At 71.9% G+C, this 20,198-nt stretch carries 21 protein-coding genes and 2 pseudogenes; 9 read left to right on the forward strand and 14 right to left on the reverse strand.

Translation table 11 applies throughout. From position 1 onward, the window contains the following. The first annotated feature begins 47 nt into the window (after positions 1-47). Complete coding sequence (locus IE255_RS30925; RefSeq protein WP_190053686.1) at positions 48-479, forward strand: nuclear transport factor 2 family protein; 432 nt, start codon at positions 48-50, stop codon at positions 477-479. Between the two features lie 19 nt (positions 480-498). On the opposite strand, the gene IE255_RS30930 is transcribed toward IE255_RS30925, so the two are convergent. The 3 genes from IE255_RS30930 to IE255_RS30940 are packed head-to-tail and all read right to left on the reverse strand — an operon-like array spanning position 499 to position 3,853. Then, complete coding sequence (locus IE255_RS30930) at positions 499-828, reverse strand: SCO4225 family membrane protein (protein ID WP_190053687.1); 330 nt, start codon at positions 826-828, stop codon at positions 499-501. Positions 829-851: 23 nt separating this feature from the next. Next, positions 852-1,529 carry a response regulator gene (locus tag IE255_RS30935; protein WP_190053688.1) on the reverse strand — a complete coding sequence of 226 codons (678 nt, stop codon included), beginning with the start codon at positions 1,527-1,529 and terminating at the stop codon, positions 852-854. Beyond that, positions 1,526-3,853 (reverse strand): sensor histidine kinase, encoded by a 2,328-nt coding sequence (locus IE255_RS30940; protein ID WP_190053689.1) that lies wholly within the window; start codon positions 3,851-3,853, stop codon positions 1,526-1,528. Before IE255_RS30940 ends, IE255_RS30935 begins: the two co-directional genes overlap by 4 nt. Positions 3,854-4,097: 244 nt before the next feature. Between IE255_RS30940 and IE255_RS30945 the strand changes: the two genes are divergently transcribed. Further along, complete coding sequence (locus tag IE255_RS30945) at positions 4,098-4,544, forward strand: DUF5707 domain-containing protein (protein WP_190053690.1); 447 nt, start codon at positions 4,098-4,100, stop codon at positions 4,542-4,544. 34 nt (positions 4,545-4,578) lie between these two features. Here the strand turns inward: IE255_RS30945 and IE255_RS30950 are convergent, their stop codons facing one another. Next, positions 4,579-5,004 (reverse strand): DUF2000 domain-containing protein, encoded by a 426-nt coding sequence (locus IE255_RS30950; RefSeq protein ID WP_190053691.1) that lies wholly within the window; start codon positions 5,002-5,004, stop codon positions 4,579-4,581. A gap of 49 nt (positions 5,005-5,053) precedes the next feature. Between IE255_RS30950 and IE255_RS30955 the strand changes: the two genes are divergently transcribed. Beyond that, entirely contained in the window at positions 5,054-5,890 is an 837-nt protein-coding gene (locus IE255_RS30955; RefSeq protein ID WP_190053692.1) for a helix-turn-helix transcriptional regulator, read from the forward strand. Here the strand turns inward: IE255_RS30955 and IE255_RS30960 are convergent. Continuing rightward, on the reverse strand, positions 5,887-6,396 hold the full coding sequence (locus IE255_RS30960; RefSeq protein WP_190053693.1) for a type III secretion system chaperone family protein: 510 nt from the start codon (positions 6,394-6,396) through the stop codon (positions 5,887-5,889). The two genes, IE255_RS30955 and IE255_RS30960, sit on opposite strands and share 4 nt — an antisense overlap. Continuing rightward, complete coding sequence (gene mshA / locus IE255_RS30965; RefSeq protein WP_190053694.1) at positions 6,389-7,726, reverse strand: D-inositol-3-phosphate glycosyltransferase; 1,338 nt, start codon at positions 7,724-7,726, stop codon at positions 6,389-6,391. Before mshA ends, IE255_RS30960 begins: the two co-directional genes overlap by 8 nt. A 191-nt stretch (positions 7,727-7,917) precedes the next feature. On the opposite strand from mshA, the gene IE255_RS30970 reads away from it, so the two are divergent. The 4 genes from IE255_RS30970 to IE255_RS30985 all read left to right on the forward strand — a co-directional run bounded on the left by IE255_RS30970 (position 7,918) and on the right by IE255_RS30985 (position 12,397). Beyond that, positions 7,918-8,535 carry a dihydrofolate reductase family protein gene (locus IE255_RS30970; protein ID WP_190053695.1) on the forward strand — a complete coding sequence of 206 codons (618 nt, stop codon included), beginning with the start codon at positions 7,918-7,920 and terminating at the stop codon, positions 8,533-8,535. Between the two features lie 74 nt (positions 8,536-8,609). Then, positions 8,610-9,425, forward strand: coding sequence for a class I SAM-dependent methyltransferase (locus tag IE255_RS30975; RefSeq protein WP_190053696.1), 816 nt, complete (start codon positions 8,610-8,612; stop codon positions 9,423-9,425). 213 nt (positions 9,426-9,638) lie between these two features. Continuing rightward, on the forward strand, positions 9,639-10,727 hold the full coding sequence (locus IE255_RS30980; RefSeq protein ID WP_190053697.1) for a C40 family peptidase: 1,089 nt from the start codon (positions 9,639-9,641) through the stop codon (positions 10,725-10,727). 299 nt (positions 10,728-11,026) lie between these two features. Continuing rightward, on the forward strand, positions 11,027-12,397 hold the full coding sequence (locus IE255_RS30985) for a PP2C family protein-serine/threonine phosphatase (protein ID WP_190053698.1): 1,371 nt from the start codon (positions 11,027-11,029) through the stop codon (positions 12,395-12,397). 28 nt (positions 12,398-12,425) lie between these two features. Here IE255_RS30985 and IE255_RS30990 read toward each other — a convergent pair whose 3' ends face one another. From IE255_RS30990 to IE255_RS31000, 3 genes are all read right to left on the reverse strand, one after another. Then, positions 12,426-12,758: a DUF2516 family protein gene (locus tag IE255_RS30990; RefSeq protein ID WP_190053800.1), complete on the reverse strand. Its 333-nt coding sequence runs from the start codon at positions 12,756-12,758 to the stop codon at positions 12,426-12,428. A gap of 105 nt (positions 12,759-12,863) precedes the next feature. Further along, positions 12,864-13,535 carry a hypothetical protein gene (locus IE255_RS30995; RefSeq protein WP_190053699.1) on the reverse strand — a complete coding sequence of 224 codons (672 nt, stop codon included), beginning with the start codon at positions 13,533-13,535 and terminating at the stop codon, positions 12,864-12,866. Between the two features lie 88 nt (positions 13,536-13,623). Further along, entirely contained in the window at positions 13,624-14,307 is a 684-nt protein-coding gene (locus tag IE255_RS31000) for a helix-turn-helix domain-containing protein (protein ID WP_190053700.1), read from the reverse strand. Positions 14,308-14,713: 406 nt separating this feature from the next. On the opposite strand from IE255_RS31000, the gene IE255_RS31005 reads away from it, so the two are divergent. Next, the gene (locus IE255_RS31005; protein ID WP_190053701.1) at positions 14,714-15,982 is read left to right on the forward strand and encodes an MFS transporter; all 1,269 of its coding nucleotides are present in this window, start codon (positions 14,714-14,716) and stop codon (positions 15,980-15,982) included. 82 nt (positions 15,983-16,064) lie between these two features. On the opposite strand, the gene IE255_RS31010 is transcribed toward IE255_RS31005, so the two are convergent. The 4 genes and pseudogenes from IE255_RS31010 to IE255_RS39515 all read right to left on the reverse strand — a co-directional run. After that, positions 16,065-16,568: a hypothetical protein gene (locus IE255_RS31010; protein WP_190053702.1), complete on the reverse strand. Its 504-nt coding sequence runs from the start codon at positions 16,566-16,568 to the stop codon at positions 16,065-16,067. 140 nt (positions 16,569-16,708) lie between these two features. Beyond that, positions 16,709-17,848 carry an NUDIX hydrolase gene (locus IE255_RS40225; RefSeq protein WP_308280867.1) on the reverse strand — a complete coding sequence of 380 codons (1,140 nt, stop codon included), beginning with the start codon at positions 17,846-17,848 and terminating at the stop codon, positions 16,709-16,711. 305 nt (positions 17,849-18,153) lie between these two features. After that, a complete protein-coding gene (locus tag IE255_RS31020) occupies positions 18,154-18,819 on the reverse strand; it encodes a maleylpyruvate isomerase family mycothiol-dependent enzyme (RefSeq protein WP_190053703.1) in 666 nt (221 codons plus the stop codon). A 164-nt stretch (positions 18,820-18,983) separates the two neighbouring features. Further along, positions 18,984-19,290: pseudogene (locus tag IE255_RS39515) on the reverse strand (DUF6817 domain-containing protein); the annotation flags it as partial. A gap of 130 nt (positions 19,291-19,420) precedes the next feature. Between IE255_RS39515 and IE255_RS31025 the strand changes: the two are divergent. Continuing rightward, positions 19,421-19,826: pseudogene (locus tag IE255_RS31025) on the forward strand (LysR family transcriptional regulator substrate-binding protein); the annotation flags it as partial. On the opposite strand, the gene IE255_RS31030 reads toward IE255_RS31025, so the two are convergent. Beyond that, a complete protein-coding gene (locus IE255_RS31030) occupies positions 19,820-20,194 on the reverse strand; it encodes a VOC family protein (protein ID WP_190053704.1) in 375 nt (124 codons plus the stop codon). The pseudogene IE255_RS31025 and the gene IE255_RS31030 sit on opposite strands and share 7 nt — an antisense overlap. Positions 20,195-20,198 lie beyond the last annotated feature (4 nt).

Genomic DNA, 20,198 nt, shown 5'->3' on the forward strand with positions numbered 1-20,198 from the left:
CTCCGGCGTAATCGACGCCCCCTACCGCCCCGGGCAAAGCTGGCCCCATGACGACAACGACAGCAGCAGCCGCCACCGCAGAAGCCACCCGCGCGACCGTCCAGAAGTTCCTCGAACTCCGTCTCGCCGGCGACACCGCGGGCCTCACCGCGCTCTTCGCCGACGAGGTCGACTGGATGCTGGCCGAGAACCCGGGGGTTCCCTGGATCCGGCCGCGGTCCACCGCCGCCGAATGTGCCGCTCAAGCCGAGGAGTTGGCCCGGTACACCGTGCCCGAGGACGCGCGCGCGTCCGTCGACGCCTTCCTCGTCGACGGTGCCGACGCCGTTCTGCTGGGGCAGCTCTCGGGGACCGTCCGGGCGACGGGCAAGTCCTTCTCGGGGCCGTTCGCCCTGCGGCTCACGGTCGAGAACGGGCGGATCACCCGGCACCACCTGTACGAGAACAGTGTGTCGATCGCCGCGGCTTGTACCCCCTGATGCCCGGAGGTCTGGGCGCCTATTCCCCGCTGTCGCCCCGGCGCAGCGCCCTCGCGCAGGTGCCGATGATCGCGGCGTTGACCAGTGCGCCGACTGCGACGGCGGTGATGAGCATGGAGCCGTGGTCCGGGAGGACGAGCAGGACCAGGCTGGCCGGGGCCGTCGCGAGCAGGGGGATGACGCCCGCCATCGACTCGTCCGAGCTGTCCATCAGGGTCACCGTCAGCGCCCACGCGAGCAGGATCGCGCAGACGGCGAGGTAGACGAGGGCGGCGGGGTGCCGTAGGGCGTGGCCGAGGCGGCGGGCCGCTTCCTGAGGGAGCGATCGGCCGGAAGCTGGGGTTGTCATGGCGTGGACTCCTGGTCGGGCGGTCAGAGGTGGGTGCCGGGTGGGTTCGGGCGGGCCAGGCCCAGGTCGTACGCGAGGATCGTCGCCTGGACGCGGTCGCGCAGGCCGAGTTTGCGCAGGAGCGCGTTCACGTGGGACTTGACCGTGCCTACGGTGATGCCCAGTGACTCGGCGATCTCCGCGTTGTTGAGGCCCGCGGCGACCAGGCCCAGGACGTTCCGCTGGCTCGTGGTCAGGGTGTTCAGTTCGCGGGGGCCGTCCGTGTTCGGCCGCTCGGGGGTCGAGGCGTAGTGGGCGATCAGGCGGCGGGTCGCCGACGGGGCCAGCACCGACTCGCCCGTGGCCACGACCCGGATGCCGTCCAGGAGTTCGGAGGCGTGCACGTCCTTCAGGAGGAAGCCGGAGGCGCCGGCGCGCAGGGCGTCGAAGACGTAGGCGTCCAGGTCGAAGGTGGTCAGGACGAGGACCCGGGGCGCGTTCTCCCGGCCGGTGATGATGCGGGTGGCGGCGATGCCGTCCAGCTCGGGCATGCGTACGTCCATGACGACGACGTCGGGCGACAGCTCCCCGGCGAGGCGTACCGCTGCCGCGCCGTCGGCGGCTTCGCCCACGACCGTCATGTCGTCCTCGGCGTCGATCACGGCCGCGAACCCCGCCCGGACGATGCCCTGGTCGTCGACGACCAGCACCTTGAGGCTCATCGCTCGGTTCCCTCTTCTCCGGACAGGGGCAGCCGGAGGCGGAGCGTGCCTCCCGGGCCCGTGGTCAGGGTGCCGCCGAGGGTCCCGACCCGGGTCGCCAGGCGCTCGCGCAGGGCGGGTCCGGCCGCGTCGGGTACCCCGGTGGCCGTGAGGGTCAACGTATCGCCGTCCGCGTCGAGTTCGAGCAGGGCCGGTTCCCCGCCGCCTGCCGCCAGCACCGTCTCGGCGGCGTGGTAGGCGGCCAGGTCCACGGCGGTGGGCACGCGCTCGGGGACCCGGTCGGTGCGTCGTATCTCCACGTCCCTGCCGGTGGCCCGGCACTGGTGGGCCAGCAGGTCGAGGGCCTGGAGGGTGGGCTGCGGGCGGAGGCCGGGCGGTGCCGCCTCGCCCTCCGCGACGGTGTCCAGCAGGGCGCGCATCGCCGCCAGGGCCTCGCGGGCGCGTTCCGCCGTCGCGTCGAGGCGGCCCGCCTCCGCCTCGGCGACCATGTCGGCGGTGCGGGCCAGGACGGTGGTCTCCAGGCCGGTGGCGATGCGGCGGCGCTCCGCCCAGGCCTCCCGGACGGCCTCCTCGGTCCACAGGGCCAGGCGTTCGTCGCGCGTTCCGCGGTCGGCCCGGACGCGGCGGCCGCGCCCGGTTCCGTACCAGTGGGCCGTGCCGAGGGCCAGGGCCGCGCCGGCCGTCGCGCACACCGCGACCGCCCAGGCGGGCAGCGTCGTACCCCGGTTCAGGACGGCGGCGGTCGCGGCCGTGGCGTGCGCCGCCACGGCCGCGCACCAGGCCGCCGCGCACCAGGCCACCGCCGCGCGCCGGTGCGGGGCGGTGGCCGGCGACGGGCCGGCCGCCCGGCGCGCGGCCGCCAGCCCGATCGCCCCGCACATGGGCAGCATGCTCAGCAGCGGCGGCAGGACGACCGGTCCGCCGTACTCGCCCAGGGCCATCGCCGGCGGCCAGAGCAGGGCCAGCCCCAGCAGGGCCCCGAAGGCGGCCCGGGGCGCCCGCCGCAGCCACAGCAGCGCGACGCCCTGCGCCGCCGCCAGCAGCGCGAAGAGGACACCCGCGGACACCTGCGGCCCGCTCGGCGTGCTCTCCGCGCGGATGACCAGGACCGGGAGCAGCGGCTGGAGGCACAGGCCGAGGGCGGCCGTCAGCTGGGCCACGCGGTGGGCGCGCGGCACGGTGCGTTCCACGGGGGCGGCGATCCGGCCGGGCAGGACCGCGCGTACCTCCCAACCGCCGTCCGGTGTCGGGCCGCTGGTGAGGGTGCCGCCCGCCTCGCGGGCCCGGGAGCGCAGGAAGCCCTGGCCCCGGCCCGAGCCGAGACCCGAGCCGTGCGAGGGCGTTCCGGTGGGTGGGGCCGCGCTCGTGATCACGACGTCCGTGCGGGTGTCGCCGTACCGGCACAGGACGGTCGTGTGCGCCCCGGGCGCGTGCCGGGTCACGTTGGTCAGCGCCTCGCGGACGATGCCGTACGCCGCGTCCGCGACGGTGCCGTCCGGGAGGGGGTCGATCGCGCAGTCCACCTGCTGGTCGAGCCGGCGGAACCCGGCGACCAGCGCCCGCAGCCGTTCCTCCGGTGACGGCAGGTCCTCCCGCGACGGCGCAGGTGCCCGGACCGCTCCGAGCGCCCGGGTGACCTCGCGGCCGGTGTCCCTCGCGAACTCCAGGGCCTCGGCGGCCAGTTCGGGGCGCCGGTCGCGCAGCCCGAGGGCCGCCCCGGCGGTGACGACCACGGCGGTCAGATGGTGGGCGCTGACGTCGTGCAGCTCCCGTTCCATACGGCGCCGCTCGGCCGCCGGGAGCCGGTGGCGTTCGGCCTCGGCCCGCCGCAGCAGGTGCTCGGCGGCCCGCCGGGCGCGACGGGTGCGCCGGACCAGCAGGCCGGAGCCGCACGCGGCGGCGTACAGCAGGGCGGTCAGGGCGAGGTCGAGGCCGTCCGGGGCGCTCAGTCCGTGCAGGGTGAGGCCGTGCAGTGACTGCCAGGCGGCGAGCGTCACGACGCACAACACGGCGGTGAACGTGTCACGTTCCGCCGCCACGGTGAACAGGGCCAGGGCGGCGCCCGCGGTGCCCAGGACCGCCACCGCGCCCGTGGGCAGCGGACCGGCGCCCAGTGCGCAGGCGGCCGCGACGACGACGAGGGCCGTCACCGGGCGGGTCCGGCGCAGGGCGAGCGCGGCCGTCACCACGCCGCCGGCCAGGGCCGCCACGAGCAGGGCGGACGCCGGCGGTACGGTGCCGCGCGACAGCACCGCGCCGGGCCACACGACGGCCTGGGCGCAGAGCAGTGCGACCGGGAGAAGTCGGTCGTCGGTTCGATTCATGAGGTGACCAGGCTAGGACCGCAGGTCGGCGAACCCCCTCCGGCTGGGGGCGGATTCGGTTCTCTTACCTGGGTTACAGACGCCGCGGAAACGACCCTCCCGCAGCCCGATGGCTGTGCGGGACGCCGTCCATAGGCTCGATCACATCGACATCTCGCCTTGAGGAACGTCGAGTTCATCCATCGCGATTCACCCACCGCGATTCACCCATCGCGATTCACCCATCGATTCCGGAGGACTCCCCATGTCCAAGCGCAATGTCGTGTCGTCACTCGTCGCCGTCGCCGCCATCGGGGGGATCGCCGCCGGCGGCATCGCCGTGGCCTCGGCCTCCGGCACCTCCGAGCCGGCCCTGAAGAACAGTTCGGCCCGCTTCAGCGGCACGGGCACCGGCACGCTCACCTTCACCACGGACGTCACGGACGACTCGGGTGTCCGCGGCCTCAAGGTCCTGGCCTGGCCCGCGAGTTCGAAGCTCGACCCGACCGAGGCGGAGCTGCGGTCCGTCGAGAGCGCCACGTGCGAGAGCACCGGCGAGGAGACGTCCCGCTGCACGTACACCGTGCGGGCCACCAAGGAGGAGGCGGCGGAGCTGGGCACCGGCACCTGGTACGTCTCCGCGCTGGCCACCGCCAAGGACGGTGACACGACGTTCGTGCCCCGGGCCGCCACCTTCGAGGTCACCCGCTGACGTCACGACACGTCGACGTCAAGACAGGTGGGGCTCACGGGTGCATCCGCGCCCCCTTCACCACCTTGTCCACCGCGTTCTTCGGGCCGTAGACCGCCAGACCCACCAGGTCCAGGTCGGCCGTCGGCACCGCCCGTACGGCCGCGCGGTTGTCGCGGTCGTTGCCGGTGGCGAAGAGGTCGGCAGTGAAGACCGAGCGGATCAGGGAGCGCGACAGGGCGCGGGCGTGGGCCGTGGTCAGGGTTTCCTTCGTGGCCTCGAAGACCAGCACCGGCTGACGGAACATCGGCAGGTAGGGCACGCCGTCCGCGTCCTCGTACGGCTCGCCGATCACTTCGGGTACCTGTGTTCCCAGGCCGCTGACCAGGAACGATGTCACGTTGAGACGCTGCCAGGTCTCCAGGTCCGCGCGCAGCAGCACGGCGATCTTCGTGTCGAAGCGGATCGGTTCGGTGTTCATGGTCCGAGCGTGCCCGGCGGTGAGTACCGGGGTCTTGTACGTTCTTTGCATGGCCGCACAGCCCTCCCGCACGCCCCTGCCGGACCGGCCGGTCCGGCCGGACCGGCAGCGGATCGTCTCCGCCTGGCGGCCCGAGGTCCGGGGAGTCGTCGAGGTCTTCCACGCGCGGTTCACCGAGTACGCGTATCCGATGCACGTCCACGAGGCCTGGACGCTGCTGATCGTCGACACCGGCGCCGTCCGTTACGACCTCGACCGGCACGAGCACGGCACCCCGCACGACACGGTGTCGCTGCTGCCGCCGCACGTGCCGCACAACGGCTCCCCGGTCACTCCGGAGGGCTTCCGCAAGCGGGTGCTGTATCTCGACGGCACGTACCTCGGGGACGAGCTCATCGGGGCCGCCGTCGACCGGCCCGATCTGCGCGATCCGCTGCTGCGGCGGCGCGTCGGCCAGCTGCACGGCGCGCTGCTGCGGCCCGGCGAGGAGCTGGAGGCCGAGAGCAGGCTGATGTTCGTCGGGGAGCGGTTGCGCGCGCATCTGCGAGGGGAGAGCGACAAGCCCCGTCCCGCCGATCCCGTCCTCGCGCGCCGGCTGCGGGAGCTGCTGGACGAGCGGGTCGTCGAGGGCATCGGGCTGCACGAGGCCGCCGGGCTGGTGGGCGCCCATCCCGCCCATCTCGTACGGGCGTTCAGCACCGCGTACGGCATCGCACCGCACCAGTACCTGACGTCCCTGCGCGTGGGGCGCGCCCGGCGGCTGCTGCTGGAGGGGCGGTCGCCGAGCGACGTGGCGGTGGCGACCGGGTTCTACGACCAGTCGCACCTCACCCGGCACTTCCGGAAGCTGGTGGGTGTGCCGCCCGGGCGTTACCGGGCCGGTTAGCGCTCCGGGCGTTGCGTGAGGTGCGCGAACGCGTCCAGGTTGCGCGTCGACTCGCCCCGGGACACCCGCCACTCGTACTCCTTGCGGATCGCCGAGGCGAAGCCCAGCTCCAGCAGCGTGTTGAAGCTGCCGTCGGAGGCCTCCAGGACCTGGCCGAGCAGCCGGTCGAGTTCCTCGGCGGTCACGGCGGACAGGGAGATCCGGCCGGTGACGTAGACGTCGCCGTGCTGGTCGACGGCGTAACTCACGCCGTACAGCTTGAGGTTGCGCTCCAGGAGCCAGCGGTGGACGCCCTGCTCGTTCTCGTCCGGGTGGCGGATGACGAAGGCGTTCAGCGACAGGGAGTGGCGGCCGACGATCAGGGAGACCGTCGTCTTGAGCTTGCGGGTGCCGGGGAGCTGCGCCACGTAGGTGCCGGGCTCGGGGCTCTCCCACTCCAGGTCGGCGTCCTTCAGCACTCCCTCGATGACCTGTGCCGCACGCTGTTCCAGATCGGTTTCACCCATGCAGCGAGCGTACGTGACGGCGGTGTGCCTGCATCGCGGCCGTGTAGACGTCCGCCGTGGCGGCGGCCGCGGTGTCCCAGCCGAAGGACTGGGCGTGGCGGGCGGCCCGCGCGCCCATCCGGGGCGACAGCCGCGGGTCGTCGGCGAAGTCGCGCAGCACGCGCGCGTAGTCGGCGGGATCGTGGCCGCGGACGAGGAAGCCGGTGTGTCCGTCGCGCACGGCGACCGGCAGACCGCCGACCGACGCGGCGAGCACCGGGGTGCCCGCCGCCTGGGCCTCTATGGCGACCAGGCCGAAGGACTCGCTGTAGGAGGGCATGACCAGGACGGAGGCGGCGCGGAACCAGTCCGCGAGCTGCTCCTGGCCGACCGGCGGGTGGAACCGTACGACGTCCGCGATGCCGAGGCGCGCGGCCAGCTTCTGGAGGCCCTCGGGCTTGGCGAGGCCGCTGCCGCTGGGGCCGCCGACGACCGGCACGAGGATGCGCGAGCGCAGCTCCGGGCGCTCGTCGAGGAGGACGGCGACGGCGCGCAGCAGCACGTCGGGGGCCTTCAGGGGCTGGATACGGCCCGCGAAGAGCGGGATCAGCGCGTCCTGGGGCAGGCCCAGCCGGACCCGGGCGGCGGCGCGGCCGTCGGCGGGCGAGAAGCGGCTCAGGTTCACGCCGGGGTGGACGACGGCGACCTTGTCGGTGTCGGCCGCGTAGTGCCGGACGAGTTCGTCGGCCTCTTCGGTGGTGTTGGCGATGAGCCGGTCGGCGGCGTCGACGATCTGGGTCTCGCCGATGACGCGGGCGGCCGGTTCGGGGGTGTCGCCGTCGGCCAGGTTGGCGTTCTTGACCTTGGCCATGGTGTGCATGGCGTGCACCAGGGGGGCGCCCCAGCGCTGGGCGGCGAGCCAGCCGACGTGGCCGGAGAGCCAGTAGTGGGAGTGGACCAGGTCGTAGTGGCCGGGGCGGTGGCCGGCCCAGGCCTGCATCACGCCGTGCGTGAAGGCGCACAGCTGGGCGGGGAGGTCCTCCTTGGCGAGGCCCTCGTAGGGGCCGGCGTCGACGTGCCGGACGAGGACGCCGGGTGCCAGCTCGACGGTCGGCGGGAGGGCGGCGGAGGTGGCGCGCGTGAAGATCTCGACCTCGATGTTGATCGCGGCGAGGCGCTGCGCGAGTTCCACGATGTAGACGTTCATGCCGCCGGCGTCGCCGGTGCCCGGCTGGTGGAGCGGGGAGGTGTGCACGGAGAGCATGGCCACGCGGCGGGGCTTGCGGTGCAGCCGCAGGCGCGCGGGAGCGGACGCGGACCGCCTCCCGAGCCTGCCGATGTACTGGCTCACGTGGCGTTCCTCCTCGCTCCGGGCATGCCTTTGCAGGGCGCACGTGCCCTTCAGGGGGTGGAACACCGGAGGGGTGGACTCCATTTCCTGATTCGCGAGTTTTACCGAATCATTACCGCTTCTCGCTCAACCGTTCGAGGGAGTGGGGCGAAGGGGTAAGCCTGAGGGAGAGAGGGATGAGGTGGTGCGTGATGAAGCTGGTGGTGCAGGAGTTTCTGTCGCTCGACGGTGTCTCCCAGGGGCCGGGCGCCCCGGACGAGGACACCAGCGACGGTTTCGAGCGGGGCGGCTGGTTCGTGCCCCATCTGGACGAGGAGTTCGAGCGGCTGGCCGGCAGCTGGCTCGGCGAGGCGGACGCGTTGCTGTTCGGGCGGCGCACGTACCAGAACTTCGCCCGGGACTGGCCGGCGATGACCGACCATCCCCTCGCCGGGATCATGAACGGCCTGCCGAAGTACGTCGCCTCCCACAGCCTCACCACGGCCGGCTGGAACCCGACCACGATCCTGTCCGGCGACGTCCCCGCCCAGGTGGCGGAGCTGAAGCGGCGGCCCGGCCGGGAGCTCCAGATCCACGGCAGCGCCCGGCTCGCCCAGTCCCTGCTGGCCGCCGGGCTGATCGACACGCTGCGGCTCGTGATCGCCCCGGTCGTGGTCGGCCAGGGGCGTCGCCTCTTCCCGGACGGCGGCGCACCGGCGGGGCTGCGGCTGACCGACCACCGGACGACGCCGGGCGGCCTGTCGGTGCATGTGTTCGAGTCGGCGGGAGTTCCGGAGTTCGGGACGTACGGGGGCGGGGCCGGGTCCTAGGGGGCGGCTCAACCCTGAGGGCCGTTCAACCCTGGGGGCCGTTCACGCCTCGGGGGCCGCTTAACCTCGTACGCATGACCCGCGCAGCTTCCCGCCCCGTGGGAACGGTGACGCGCGGGACGACCAACCCCAACCGCCTGCGCCGTATGGACCGCTGGATCGCGGCCACCCACGGCGCGGAGCTGCGCCGTGCCGCCGACCCCGTGGCGGTCGACCTCGGGTACGGCGCCGCCCCCTGGACGGCCGTCGAGCTGCTGCACCGCCTGCGTACGGTCGCGCCACGCGCGCGTGTCGTGGGCGTCGAGATCGAGCCGGCCCGGGTCGCGGCGGCACTGCCGTACGAGCGGGCGGGGCTCGTCTTCCGGCACGGCGGGTTCGAGATCCCGGTCCCGCAGCGGCCGCTGCTCGTGCGCGCGGCGAACGTGCTGCGGCAGTACGCGGAGGGCGAGGTCGCCGCCGTGTGGCAGCGGCTGTGCGCGCGGCTCGCACCGGCCGATCCGGCGGCCGGTTCGCGCGGCGGGCTGCTGGTCGAGGGAACCTGCGACGAGATCGGCCGCCGGCACGTGTGGGTCGCGCTCGGCCCGGAGGGGCCCCGCACGGTCACCTTCGCGACCCGTCTCGGCTCCCTGGAACGCCCCTCGGACCTGGCGGAACGCCTGCCGAAGGCGCTCATCCACCGCAACGTCCCGGGCGAGCCGGTGCACGCCTTCCTGCGCGACTTCGACCGCGCCTGGGCCGCCGCCGCGCCCTACGCCTCCTACGGCGCCCGCCAGCGCTGGATCCGGGCGGTGCGCGACCTGACGGCCGACTGGCCGGTGGCGGACGGGCCGGTGCGCTGGCGGCAGGGTGAAGTGACGGTGCGGTGGGAGGCGTTGGCGCCGCGGACCTGAGACCCGGGGCACGCGTCGCGAACTCCCCGGCGGGACCCGCGGGGAACGATCTCTTTGAGTCGTTCGTCACACACGCGGGGAGATCGTCATGCCGGAGGCATACCGGGGAGGGGGCGGCGGGAAGCACTACCTCTGTCGCTTTGGGCGCCGACGTGGCAGCATCCCCACGCGAACCGGAAGTTACTGACGGTTAATCACTTTGGGGGCCGAGGTATGGGTACGGGCAAGCGTGGCCTGATCGCGACGGCGGTGGCCCTGGTCTGCGCGGTCACCGTGCTGGCGGCACCGGGCACGGCGTTCGCGAGCCCCAGCCCCGACCCCAGCCCCTCCCCCACCCCGAGCACGGGCCCGACGCTCGCACCCGGCAGGGACCTCGAAGCCGTACGCAAGAAACTGGACAAGCTCTACCGCGCCGCGGCCCGGGCCACCGACGAGTACAACGCCGCCGAGGAGAAGGCGGACAAGCAGTCCGCCGAGGTCGTGAAACTGGCCAGGAAGATCGTCAAGGGCCAGGAGCGGCTGGAGAAGCTCAAGGACCGCGCGGGCGCCGCGGCCGCCGCCCAGTACCGCGGCGGCGGACTGCCGCCCGAGGCCCATCTGATGCTGAGCGACGACCCGCAGGAGTTCCTCGACGGCGCGGGCCGGGTCCGCCAGGGCCAGCACGCGGCCAAGGGCCTGATCGGCGAACTGACCCGCACCCAGGAGGACCTGAAGCAGTACGCCGAGGACGCCACCGCCCAGTGGAAGAAGCTGGAGGCGGGCCGCAAGGCCAAGGCCGTCGCGCAGAAGAAGATCGAGCAGCAGATCGCGCAGGCGGAGAAGCTGGAGTCCGAGCTGCGGAAGGAGGAGCAGGAGCGCCTCGCCGAGCTGGAGAAGGAGGCCGCGCACCAGGCGCAGACCGCCTGGCTCGACTCCGGCATCCTCGAAGAGATCAGCGGAAAGGCCACCGAGCAGGGCAAGGAGGCCGTCGCCTACGCCACGGCCCAGATCGGCAAGCCGTACCAGTGGGGCGCCGAGGGCCCGAAGAGCTACGACTGCTCGGGGCTCACCTCACAGGCCTGGATATCCGCCGGGCGCGGCATCCCGCGCACCTCGCAGGAGCAGTGGAAGCAGCTGCGCCACATCGACGTCCGGGACATGCGGCCCGGCGACCTCATCATCTACTTCGACGACGCCAGCCATGTCGCGATGTACGTCGGCGACGGCGCGATCGTGCACGCGCCCCGGCCCGGGCGGGACGTGACCCTCGCGGGAGCGGGGTCCATGCCCATCCTCGGGGTGGTACGGCCGGACGCCGGCTGAATCCCCGACCGCACACCGGTTATCGGACACGGGGCGCACTCGCGGTGACCTGGCCCACGTGACCCACCCCACCCCGAACCGGCCGCCAAACGCCGCGTTGACGTGACGTTCGTCATCCCCGCAGCATCCCGGGGCTGTCCAACTGCGGTACATATCGCGGCATATGACACTGGCCGATGGCGCAGCGGCGTGGCTCACACCATTCCAATGCGGCGCCGACACCCGCTATGGTCCCGGTCGGTGGGTCGAGGTCCCTCGCCCCCGCCATGCCCTCGGGGGGAGGGAAGGAACCCAAGACGATGCCCGTACCCATACCGCGGCAGAGAGCGATCCCGGCCGTGGAGAGTGGTCAGGCGCAGGCCGCGTCCCCGTGCGACGGCCACGCCGAGCAGTCCGCCCCGGACACCTCGGCAGCGGTCCCGCGTACGCCCGACACCACCGGGAACACCACGGACAAGGCCGGGAACACCACGGACAAGGTGGAGACCAACACCGCCCACACCAACCTGACCCTGCTGCTGATCGAGGACGACCCGGCCGGTTCGCCGATCGTGCCGGACATGCTCGACCAGGCAGGCAAGCCGATCCGCGTCCGCACGGCCCGCAACCTCACCGAGGCCGGGCGGCTGCTGACCGACGACGTCCACTGCATCCTGCTGGACCTGGCGCTGCCCGCGCCCGGCCGCAGCGACTCCGACGACGAGCTCGCCGTGCTCAAGCACGTGCTGGAGCTCGCGCCCCGGCACGCCGTGCTGGCGCTGACCGCGTCGGGTGACGCCGAGCGCGGTGCGGAGGCGGTGCGCGTCGGCGCCCAGGACTACCTCTTCCGCGACGAGCTGGACGGCCGGCTGCTGAGCCGCGCGATCCGCTACGCGGTGGAGCGCAAGCGCTCCGAGTCGGCCGAGCGCCGGCTCGCCGAGGGCCGGCTGCGCGCCCAGGAGAACCGCCGCCTGGAGCGCGGTCTGCTGCCGACCCCGCTGCTGGACGGCTCCCCGCTGCGGTTCGCCGCCCGCTACCGCCCGGGCCGCTCGCGCGCCCTGCTCGGCGGCGACTTCTACGACGTCGTCCGCACACCGGACGGCACCGTGCACGCCATGATCGGCGACGTCTGCGGGCACGGCCCGGACGAGGCCGCCCTCGGGGTGGAGCTGCGCATCGCGTGGCGCGCGCTGACGCTGGCGGGCCTGTGCGGCGACCAGCTGCTGGGCACGCTACAGCAGGTGCTGGAGCACGAGCGGGCCGACGACGAGATCTTCGCGACCCTGTGCACGGTGGACATCGCGCCGGACGGCCGCCGCGCCGGCCTGTGCCTCGCCGGTCACCCCTCGCCGCTGCTCGCCGGCCCGGGCCGGCCGGCCCGCCTGCTGCCGTACGACAACAACGGCCCGGCGCTCGGGCTGCTGCCCGGGGCCCGCTGGCCGCGGATGCAGGTGGAGCTGGGCGCCGAGTGGAGCCTGATGCTCTACACCGACGGCCTGATCGAGGGCCGGGTCGGCGAGGGCCGGGAGCGGCTCGGCCAGGACGGCATGACGGAGATGGTCCGCCGCCAGTTCGCCGAGGGACTGCGGGGCGAGGAGCTGCTGCGGGCGGCGGTGAACGAGGTCCGCGACCTCAACGGCGGCGAGCTGGCGGACGACGTGGCGGTACTGCTGCTCGACCGGGTGCCGTAGCCCCCGGCTCCCTGACCGCTGAGGGGCCCTACCGGCCGCCGTTCCACGGGCCGTACGGGCCGTCGCTGCTGGAGCCGCGCCGGCTGCGGCCGCCGCCCGGGAGCGCCCGGATCGCCGGCCGGACGTCGACCATGTACACGATCGTCGCGATGAGGCCGATGATCGGCAGGAACGACAGGATCGGGAAGAGCAGGTTCACCACGAAGGCGAGCCCGAGGATGATCAGCCAGAACGGCTTGGTCTTCTTGTCCGCCGCGCGGTAGGCGTCCTCCCGGCGCACGGCCGCGTCGATCAACGCGAAGCCGCTGAAAACGATCAGGGCCATGCTCAGAAGCCACATCAACCCTGCGAAGCCCTGCATCAGCACTACGTCCACCACCTGACTCGGCTGGTCCCTACGCGGTCACCGTACCCGTACAACGGGCCGGGCACCCCCAGGGTGCCCGGCCCGCGTGCGCCTGCGTGCCTACTTCGCCGGCGGCGTGGTCTTCTTCGCGGTGGTGGGCTTGCGCGCCGGGGCCTTCCGGGCCGGGGCCTTCTTCGCCGAAGCGGTCTCGGCCTTGGCGTCGGCGGGCTTCGCCGGCTCCTCCTTGACCGCGACCGGCTCGCGCTTCGGCTCGACGGCCACGGCCAGCTCCTCGACGCCCTCAGCGATGTCCTCGATGCCCTCGGCGGCCTCGCCGCGCCAGGTGCGCACGGCCTGCTCGCCGTGCTCGGCGACCTTCTCGTAGGTCTCCCGGGCCTTGACGGCGTACTCGGCGGCCACGCCGACCCCGCGCAGCGCGAGGTCCTGGGCCGTCTCGCCGACCTTCTTCAGGTCCGCGTCGATGGTGCTGCCGAGCTTCTTGATGTCGACGTCGATGGAGCCGATGAACTCCGTGACCTTGTTCTGGAGGGTCTCCTGCGTCTCCTTGACGCGGGCGGTGGCCTCCCTGGCCCGGGCGGACGCCTTCTCCTGGACGGCCTTGGTGTCGGTGTTGCGTACGGCCTCGATCCGCGCGGGGGCCTCGGAGCGCAGCTGCTCCACCAGGGCCGGCACCTTCTTGGCCTGCTGAAGGGCGAGGTCGGCGGTGCCCGCGGCGAAGTAGAGCGGGGTCGGGTCGCTGAGGGTCTTGCGCAGGTCGTCGGTGATGGCCATGGTGATGGTCCTCCCGGATTCTGTCTCGCTTGAGGGTTCGGCTGAGGGTTGTGTGATCCGCAGTCGGCGGCCGGTGCCCTGGTCCGGCTCAGCCGGCCGTCTGCTGCGGGTCGGTGTCGCTGCCGCCTTCGCCCTTGCGGGTGCGGCGGGCGGTGGACGTACCGCCGGTTTCCTTGCGGGTGCGGCGGGTGGCGGACGTACCGCCGGTGTCCTTGCGGGTGCGGCGGGCGGTGGGCGTACCGCCGTCGTCCCCGCCGGTACGGCGCGCGGCGGGCGGTCCGCCGTCGGCCGTGCGGGTCCGTCGTATCCCGGTGCCGCCGTCGGGAGCGTCCCCGTCCGCGTCCGCCGCGTCCTCGCCGATCACGACGCCGACGACAGCGGAGCCGCCCGAGCCATCGGCGCCGTCGGCGCCGTCGCCGGTCCCGAACCCGTTCTCCTTGCGGAAGGACTCGTAGATCTGGAGCAGCACCTGCTTCTGCCGCTCGCTCAGCGTCGGGTCCGCGAGGATGACGGCGCGCGTCTCCACCTCGTCCCGGTCCCGCTCGGCGTCGAGGATGCCGGCGCGGACGTACAGCGTCTCGGCGGAGATCCGCAGGGCCTTGGCGACCTGCTGGAGCACCTCCGCGCTCGGCTTGCGCAGCCCGCGCTCGATCTGGCTCAGATACGGATTGGACACCCCGGCGGCGTCGGCGAGCTGCCGCAGCGACAGCTGCGCGTTGCGCCGCTGCTCGCGCAGGTAGTCACCGAGATTGCCGACGTTGAGCGATGCCATGCCTCCACAGTGCCCCACCCCGCTAACTATTGCAAGCACCCGCTTGCAATAGTGCGCCACGCCACCCTCGGCCGGATCGCCGTGTCCGGTCCCAGCGATGTGTAGGCAGTCCCGCTCTTCTGTGGGCAAGCGGGCCAGGGATCCGGCGGACGTTCGTCGCCGGGGGCCGTTGAGCGGGCTGTGGTCGGTGCGGTTCGAGGGCGTACGGCCTGAGCGCCGGTTTCCGGCTTTCCGGGGACAAGGCAACTGGTGCGGCTTGACACCTCCACCGAGGATGGCCGCGGCGCCGGCAACGGTTCCCGGATGGCCGGCCCAATATCCTGCGCGACGTATGGACTGGAGGTTCCGGTCGGCGGCGGAGACCAAACACTAATGATCACCGGAGTCACCAGGGGGAGCCTGCAGCATGACCGGCACCACGGAGGCCCTTGGCGGGTCGGCTGCAGTCGACGATGCAGCACGAAGTGTCACGCGCCCGTTCTACGTATACGCCGTGCTCGCCAACACGCTGTTCCAGCGCGGCGTATTCGTCCTCTTCCTTTATCAGCGCGGCTTCTCCGTCGGGCAAGTGGCCCTACTGCAGACACTGCTCTACCTGGTCAGTGGACTTGCGGAGTTGCCGACGGGAGTCATCGCCGACCGAATCGGCAGGCGTGCCGGCATCGTGATCGGCCAGATGCTGATAGCTGGATGTCTGCTCGGTCAGGTGGCGTTCTCCAACTACTGGGTGTTCCTGGCGCTGTTCATCGGGCAGGGCGTGGGCATGGCATGTGTGTCCGGTTCGGACACCGCCCTGCTGTACGACCTGCTCGTGCGTCGTGGTGCAACGGCCGGCTACGTCAAGATCAAGTCCCGGTTCACCATGCTCGGGACGGTCACCTCGGGAGCCGCCATCGTCCTCGGCGGCCAACTGCAGCAGATTTCCTGGGGAGTCGTCTACGTCGGTTCGGCGGCGTGCCTCGTCCTGGCCATGGTGGTGCTGATGTCAGGGGTGCCCGAGATCCGCGGCGCGGACGCGGTGGACGAGCAGGACGGAGCCGGGGAGCACGGCGACGCCACAGCATGGCGGGCGATGCTTCGGGTCGCCACGCCGGCGCTCGTGACGCTTGTCGTGGTGTCCGGATTGATGCACGCGACGTTGACGCCGTACATCATCTTCACGCAGAAGACCCTCTCCGATCAGGGAGCGGGCACCGCATGGGTCAGCGTGGTCATGTCGGCGGGATTCTTCGCCGGCGGGCTCACTCCATTGCTGTCGGACCGCGCGGACCGGCGCATCGGGTATCGGGTCATCGTCCCGGTGTCTCTCCTGACGCTCGCCGTGGCGCTCGGCCTGAGCGGCCTCGGCCTTGTCTGGGTCACCATCGCCGCGTTCCTGGTCCTGGCCGGGATTCCCGAGATCACCGCCGTGATCGTGGACAACGTGTTCAACGAGGCAGTGCCCTCGCGCCACCGGGCGAGCCTGCTGTCGATGATCGCATTCGTGGAGTCGGCGCTCATCGGCATCGGCTATCTCGTCCTCGGCGCGCTCATGGACGGGTTGGGCTCCAGTGTGGGCATGGCCACCTACGCCGCGGTCCCCCTGCTGGCATGTCTCCTGTGGCTCCCGGTGCTCTTCCGAGGGGCACGGGTGACCACCGAGATCGAGAAGCCCGCCGACCAAAAGGCACCCTGAACAGGTCATCTCGCGCAACGTCCTGCCCGATGGCAGGGGCGCTGCTCGTTGACATGCCGCTCCCAGTCAGCGACGAAACCGTCTAATTGCGTGTCCGCTTCTCGATCTTCCGCTGTACGTGGACGATCGCGGTGCGCGCGGCTTCGAGCCTGATGCCCTGCACGCGGGCGAGAGCGAGGTGATCGTCCAGCAGGCTCTCGTCAGCGGCGAGCCTGTCGGCGTGGTTCTGTGGCAGCACGTTCGCCCGGTAGCCCTCCAACTCCGCGACGATCACACCGAACGGCAGTTCCGGGGAGCGCTGTTCGGCGATCCTGAGCCGGCTGACCACGTCGACCAGCTCACGCAGCTCGGCCGTGACGCCCTCGACGGCCGTCGTGAGCGACAGCCGGTTCAGCACGAGGAGCGCATCGCTCGCCGTGTCGTAGTCGGGCTGGTGCCACTGGACGGTCTGGTCACGGTGGCGGTGGTGGACGACGAGCCAGGTGCTGACGACCAGGGCGACGAGGGCGATCACCGCTCCCCAGGTCCAGGAGGAGGAGAAATCGCCGGCGCCGGGAGAAGTAGTGGAAGAAGCAAGGGGCAGCATCGTGTTGTCCTTCCTGAGGATGGATGCTCACCAGGTCGCCACTTCCACAGGGTCTGGTGAGCGTCGGTGCTCTCCACACCGGTACACGGTGTGTTCCGGCCGCGGCCTCGGGCTCTCGCACAGTCCGGGGCCGCGGTGTTCTAGGGAGTGCGGCGGCCCCGCATCATCGGCGGGTACAGCAGGTCCGCCGTGCCCCGGCGGAACAGGGCAGGCGGTTTCCCGGGCCCTGACCTGCGCACCTTGTCGGTCCTGACCACGAAACCCGCGGTCTCCTCCACGACCTTGCGGTGGAAGTTCCCCGGGTTGAGCTCGTATCCCCACACCGCCTCGTAGACCTTGCGCAGGTCGGTGATGGTGAAGAGGTCGTCGCAGAAGGCGGTCGCGACGGTGGTGTGTTCCAGCCGGGTCCGGGTGTGTTCGAGCCCGTGCTGGAGGATCTTGCCGTGGTCGAAGGCGAGGCTGCTGTTGGGTCCCCACAGCGATTCCTCGACCTCGACCCAGTCGGCATCGCGGGCGTCGCTCGCGCCGGTCACCTCCGGCGGGTCCGGCATGACCGCCAGAAAGGCGGTCGAGATGATCCGGCCCCGGGGGTCACGCTCCGGGCGCGAGTACGTGTGCAGTTGTTCCAGCCGGATCCCGGAGCCGTTCAGCCCGGTCTCCTCCCGGAGCTCCCGCTCCGCCGTGTCCTCCAGGGACTCTCCCGGCCGGACGAAACCGCCGGGCAGGGCGAGCATCCCGCGATACGGCTTCTTGCCGCGCCGCACGAGCAGGACCCGCAGTTGCCCCTCGCGGATCGTGAAGATCACGATGTCGGCCGTCGGCTGCGCCGCGACCCGTGGCCGCCTGACCGGGGCGGGTCCCGGATCGCTCCCGGCGATGATCTCCACCAGGCGGCGCGCCTCGACGACTGTTCCCTCCGGGACGGCGATGGGGAGGTCCTTCGGCGGCTCCGCGTAGTAGACGGCCATGCCGCGTTCGTGGACGCACCCCAGTTCGTACGCGGTCGTGCGGCCGATGTATCCGCCGGGGTTCACGACGTACACCAGGTCCGAGGCGAAGATCTTCTTCAGCGTCGCCGCCTGGAGTTCTTGGTCCGAGGACTCCGGAGGGTCGGACTCGAAGCGCACGAACTCATGGCCGTGATTGACGATCCGGCAGATCGGCGGGCTTTTCACGGTCAGCCCGGCGTCCGCGAACGTCCGGGCGGCCGCCAGGACTTCGGGGTAGTGCTGCCGGAAGCTCCCGATGAGAGCGACAGAGCCCTTGGTGGAGGTACGCATAACGGGACTGTGCCAGTCGAACGCCGCCGACCCGAACTCCCGATAGTGCCGCCCTGACAAGAATCCGGGAGTTGTCCGAGGTGAGAGCGGGTTTTCCGGCAACGTGTCAGAACGAAAAGAACCAGCTCCGGTTGCTGTGCTGGTGACCGGCTCGGCAGTTCGAGACGTACGAGATCCAGGCGCGGAACCTCGGACACGCCTGGGTAGGGCAGCAGCAAGAGCGGTGGTCCGGCCCGTCTCTACGATCAATGGTGCGCAGGCGAGTGCGTCTCAAACGTCCGCTGCGGCGGGCAACAACAGCGATGTCACACTGTCCCGCAGCGACTGCGCAGGAGTCCCGCACCGGCGCCTTCGAGTGCGTCGCAGTACGTCGCGCGTCCGGTCATGGCCATCACCAAGGCCACGGTGGGGCCGGACACGACCGGCCCCGAACCGGTCGTGAAAGGGCCGTCGTCCGCAACGAGTCTCAGCCCGTTGATGCGTCCCTTGGCAACGACCACGAGGTCCGAGCCCTGGTAGTACTCGGCGACCCGAGTGACGACCTCGATCGGGTAGTCGCGGCGGATGCCCAGCGGACGCCGGATGTCTTCCCCGTGCACGATCGTCTCGCCCAGCATGGCCATGGCAGGCAAGGGAGGCTTGGTGGTGCTCGGGATGATGCGCCGGAATCGCTCAAGGGTCTCGGCCGGGGTCGTGCCCAACTGCTCGGCCAGCCGCATGGCCACCTGCTTGTCGAAGTCGAACCGGCAACGGATCACCCCTGCCATCCAGCGCACGGCGTTGAGGCTCGCGCCCGCGGTGAGGTGCGCGACCACCTCACGCACCGTCAAGCCAGTGCAGAGCGAGGGCGTTTCCCACTGCGCGTCGGTCATCTCCGCGAGATCGGCCGCCAACGCGGATCGCTCAGCGCGGATCAAGGGCCAGGCCCCGGTCGTGCGGCCACGGGCCGCTGTCACCGCCGGATCAGTCATACGGGAGAGTCTCCTGCCACGAGTCGTGCTCCAACGTCGCTCCCGGGCCGGTTTGGGCGTCTGGCACGGGCGTTCGTGAGGAAGACTGGTACTCCAGAGCAAAGTCATCGCCCCTGAGCGGCTTTCCTCCGTGCGGCCCAAGCACCGCACGGCAGGCCGACCCCGGCCTCGGCGCCGACCGCCGCCGCGAGTTCGGTACGGCGGTCCAAGGGCAGCAATGCGGTGGGGAAGCCGTCGGTGCCGTAGAACGCATGGCACAGGCCCGCGAGCTGGAGGGCGGGGCGTGCGTCCCACAGGGCGAGTTGCTCCTGGACGCGCTGGAGGTGCGCGAGGAGAGTCCCTCCAGGATGCGCGATCTCGGCGCCACCAAGCTCGCAGGAGCGCGATCGCCGCGCCGGAAGCGGCAGGGGAATCAGGCACGGGGCGGGATCCTTCCGTCGCTTGGGTCGGCACCCGTCCGTGCCTTCGCATGAGGTCCGGACCCGCGCACGAAAGCGCCGGACGGGTTGCCGCCTGAGCCCTGTGCCGATCACCGCGGGCGCCGCGAACCCCAGTCAATCCTAGGGACTTCTAGCGATACCCAAGCTGTAACTTGGGGCCGCAGCGCCCCGTCGTCGACCTGCCCTGGGTCTTGGCCGTCCGGGCCGACGATCCACTCGCACGCCGGACTCGTATAGACGCGGCCGACCTTGCCGGCATCCGACTCATCCGGCTGCCCCAGAACTCCACCTCAGGTGCCCGCCTCGACGCCGCGTTCGCCGAACGGGGTGTCCGGAGCAGCTCCGACACCAGTGTCGCCGACTGGGACACCGCCCTCCTGCTGGCCCCTCCGTCTCATCCCCCTTCCCGACCTGCCTCCGCTCCCCGTGGGTGGGGCCGTGCGCCGGTGGGACGCCCTCACCCCACTCGCCCGGGTCTTCGCCGACACCGTCGCCCGCAGCTGTACGGAGAAGGCCGCCGATGTCCATCGTGAGCGAGACGACTGCCCGACGGACGCTGCTCAGTAGGCTCGGCCCACGATGCAGAAGGGATGCCCGGCCGGATCGGTGAGGACCCGCCACCTGCCCTCCTCCGGCTGCCGGTCCGGCCTGCCCGCGCCCAGCTCCAGCAGCCGGGCCTCGGCCTCGTCCAGGTCGACGACCCGGAAGCAGCAGTGCAGTTGCTGGGGAACGGCCGGGTCGGGCCAGCTGGGCGGCCGGTGGTCGTCGACCCGCTGAAAGCCCAGGGTGAGCCCGTCCGCGCCCTCCAGAGCAGCGAAGTCGCCGTTCGACTCCGGGTGCGGTGCCAGGCCGGTGGCCTGCTCGTAGAACGCCGCCAGGGCGAGGGGGTCGGGGCAGTCCAGGGTTATCGCGCTCAGCTTCATGTGCACGGGCATGCCG

The sequence above is a fragment of the Streptomyces lomondensis genome, from assembly GCF_014651035.1.
Classification (GTDB): Bacteria; Actinomycetota; Actinomycetes; order Streptomycetales; family Streptomycetaceae; genus Streptomyces; species Streptomyces lomondensis.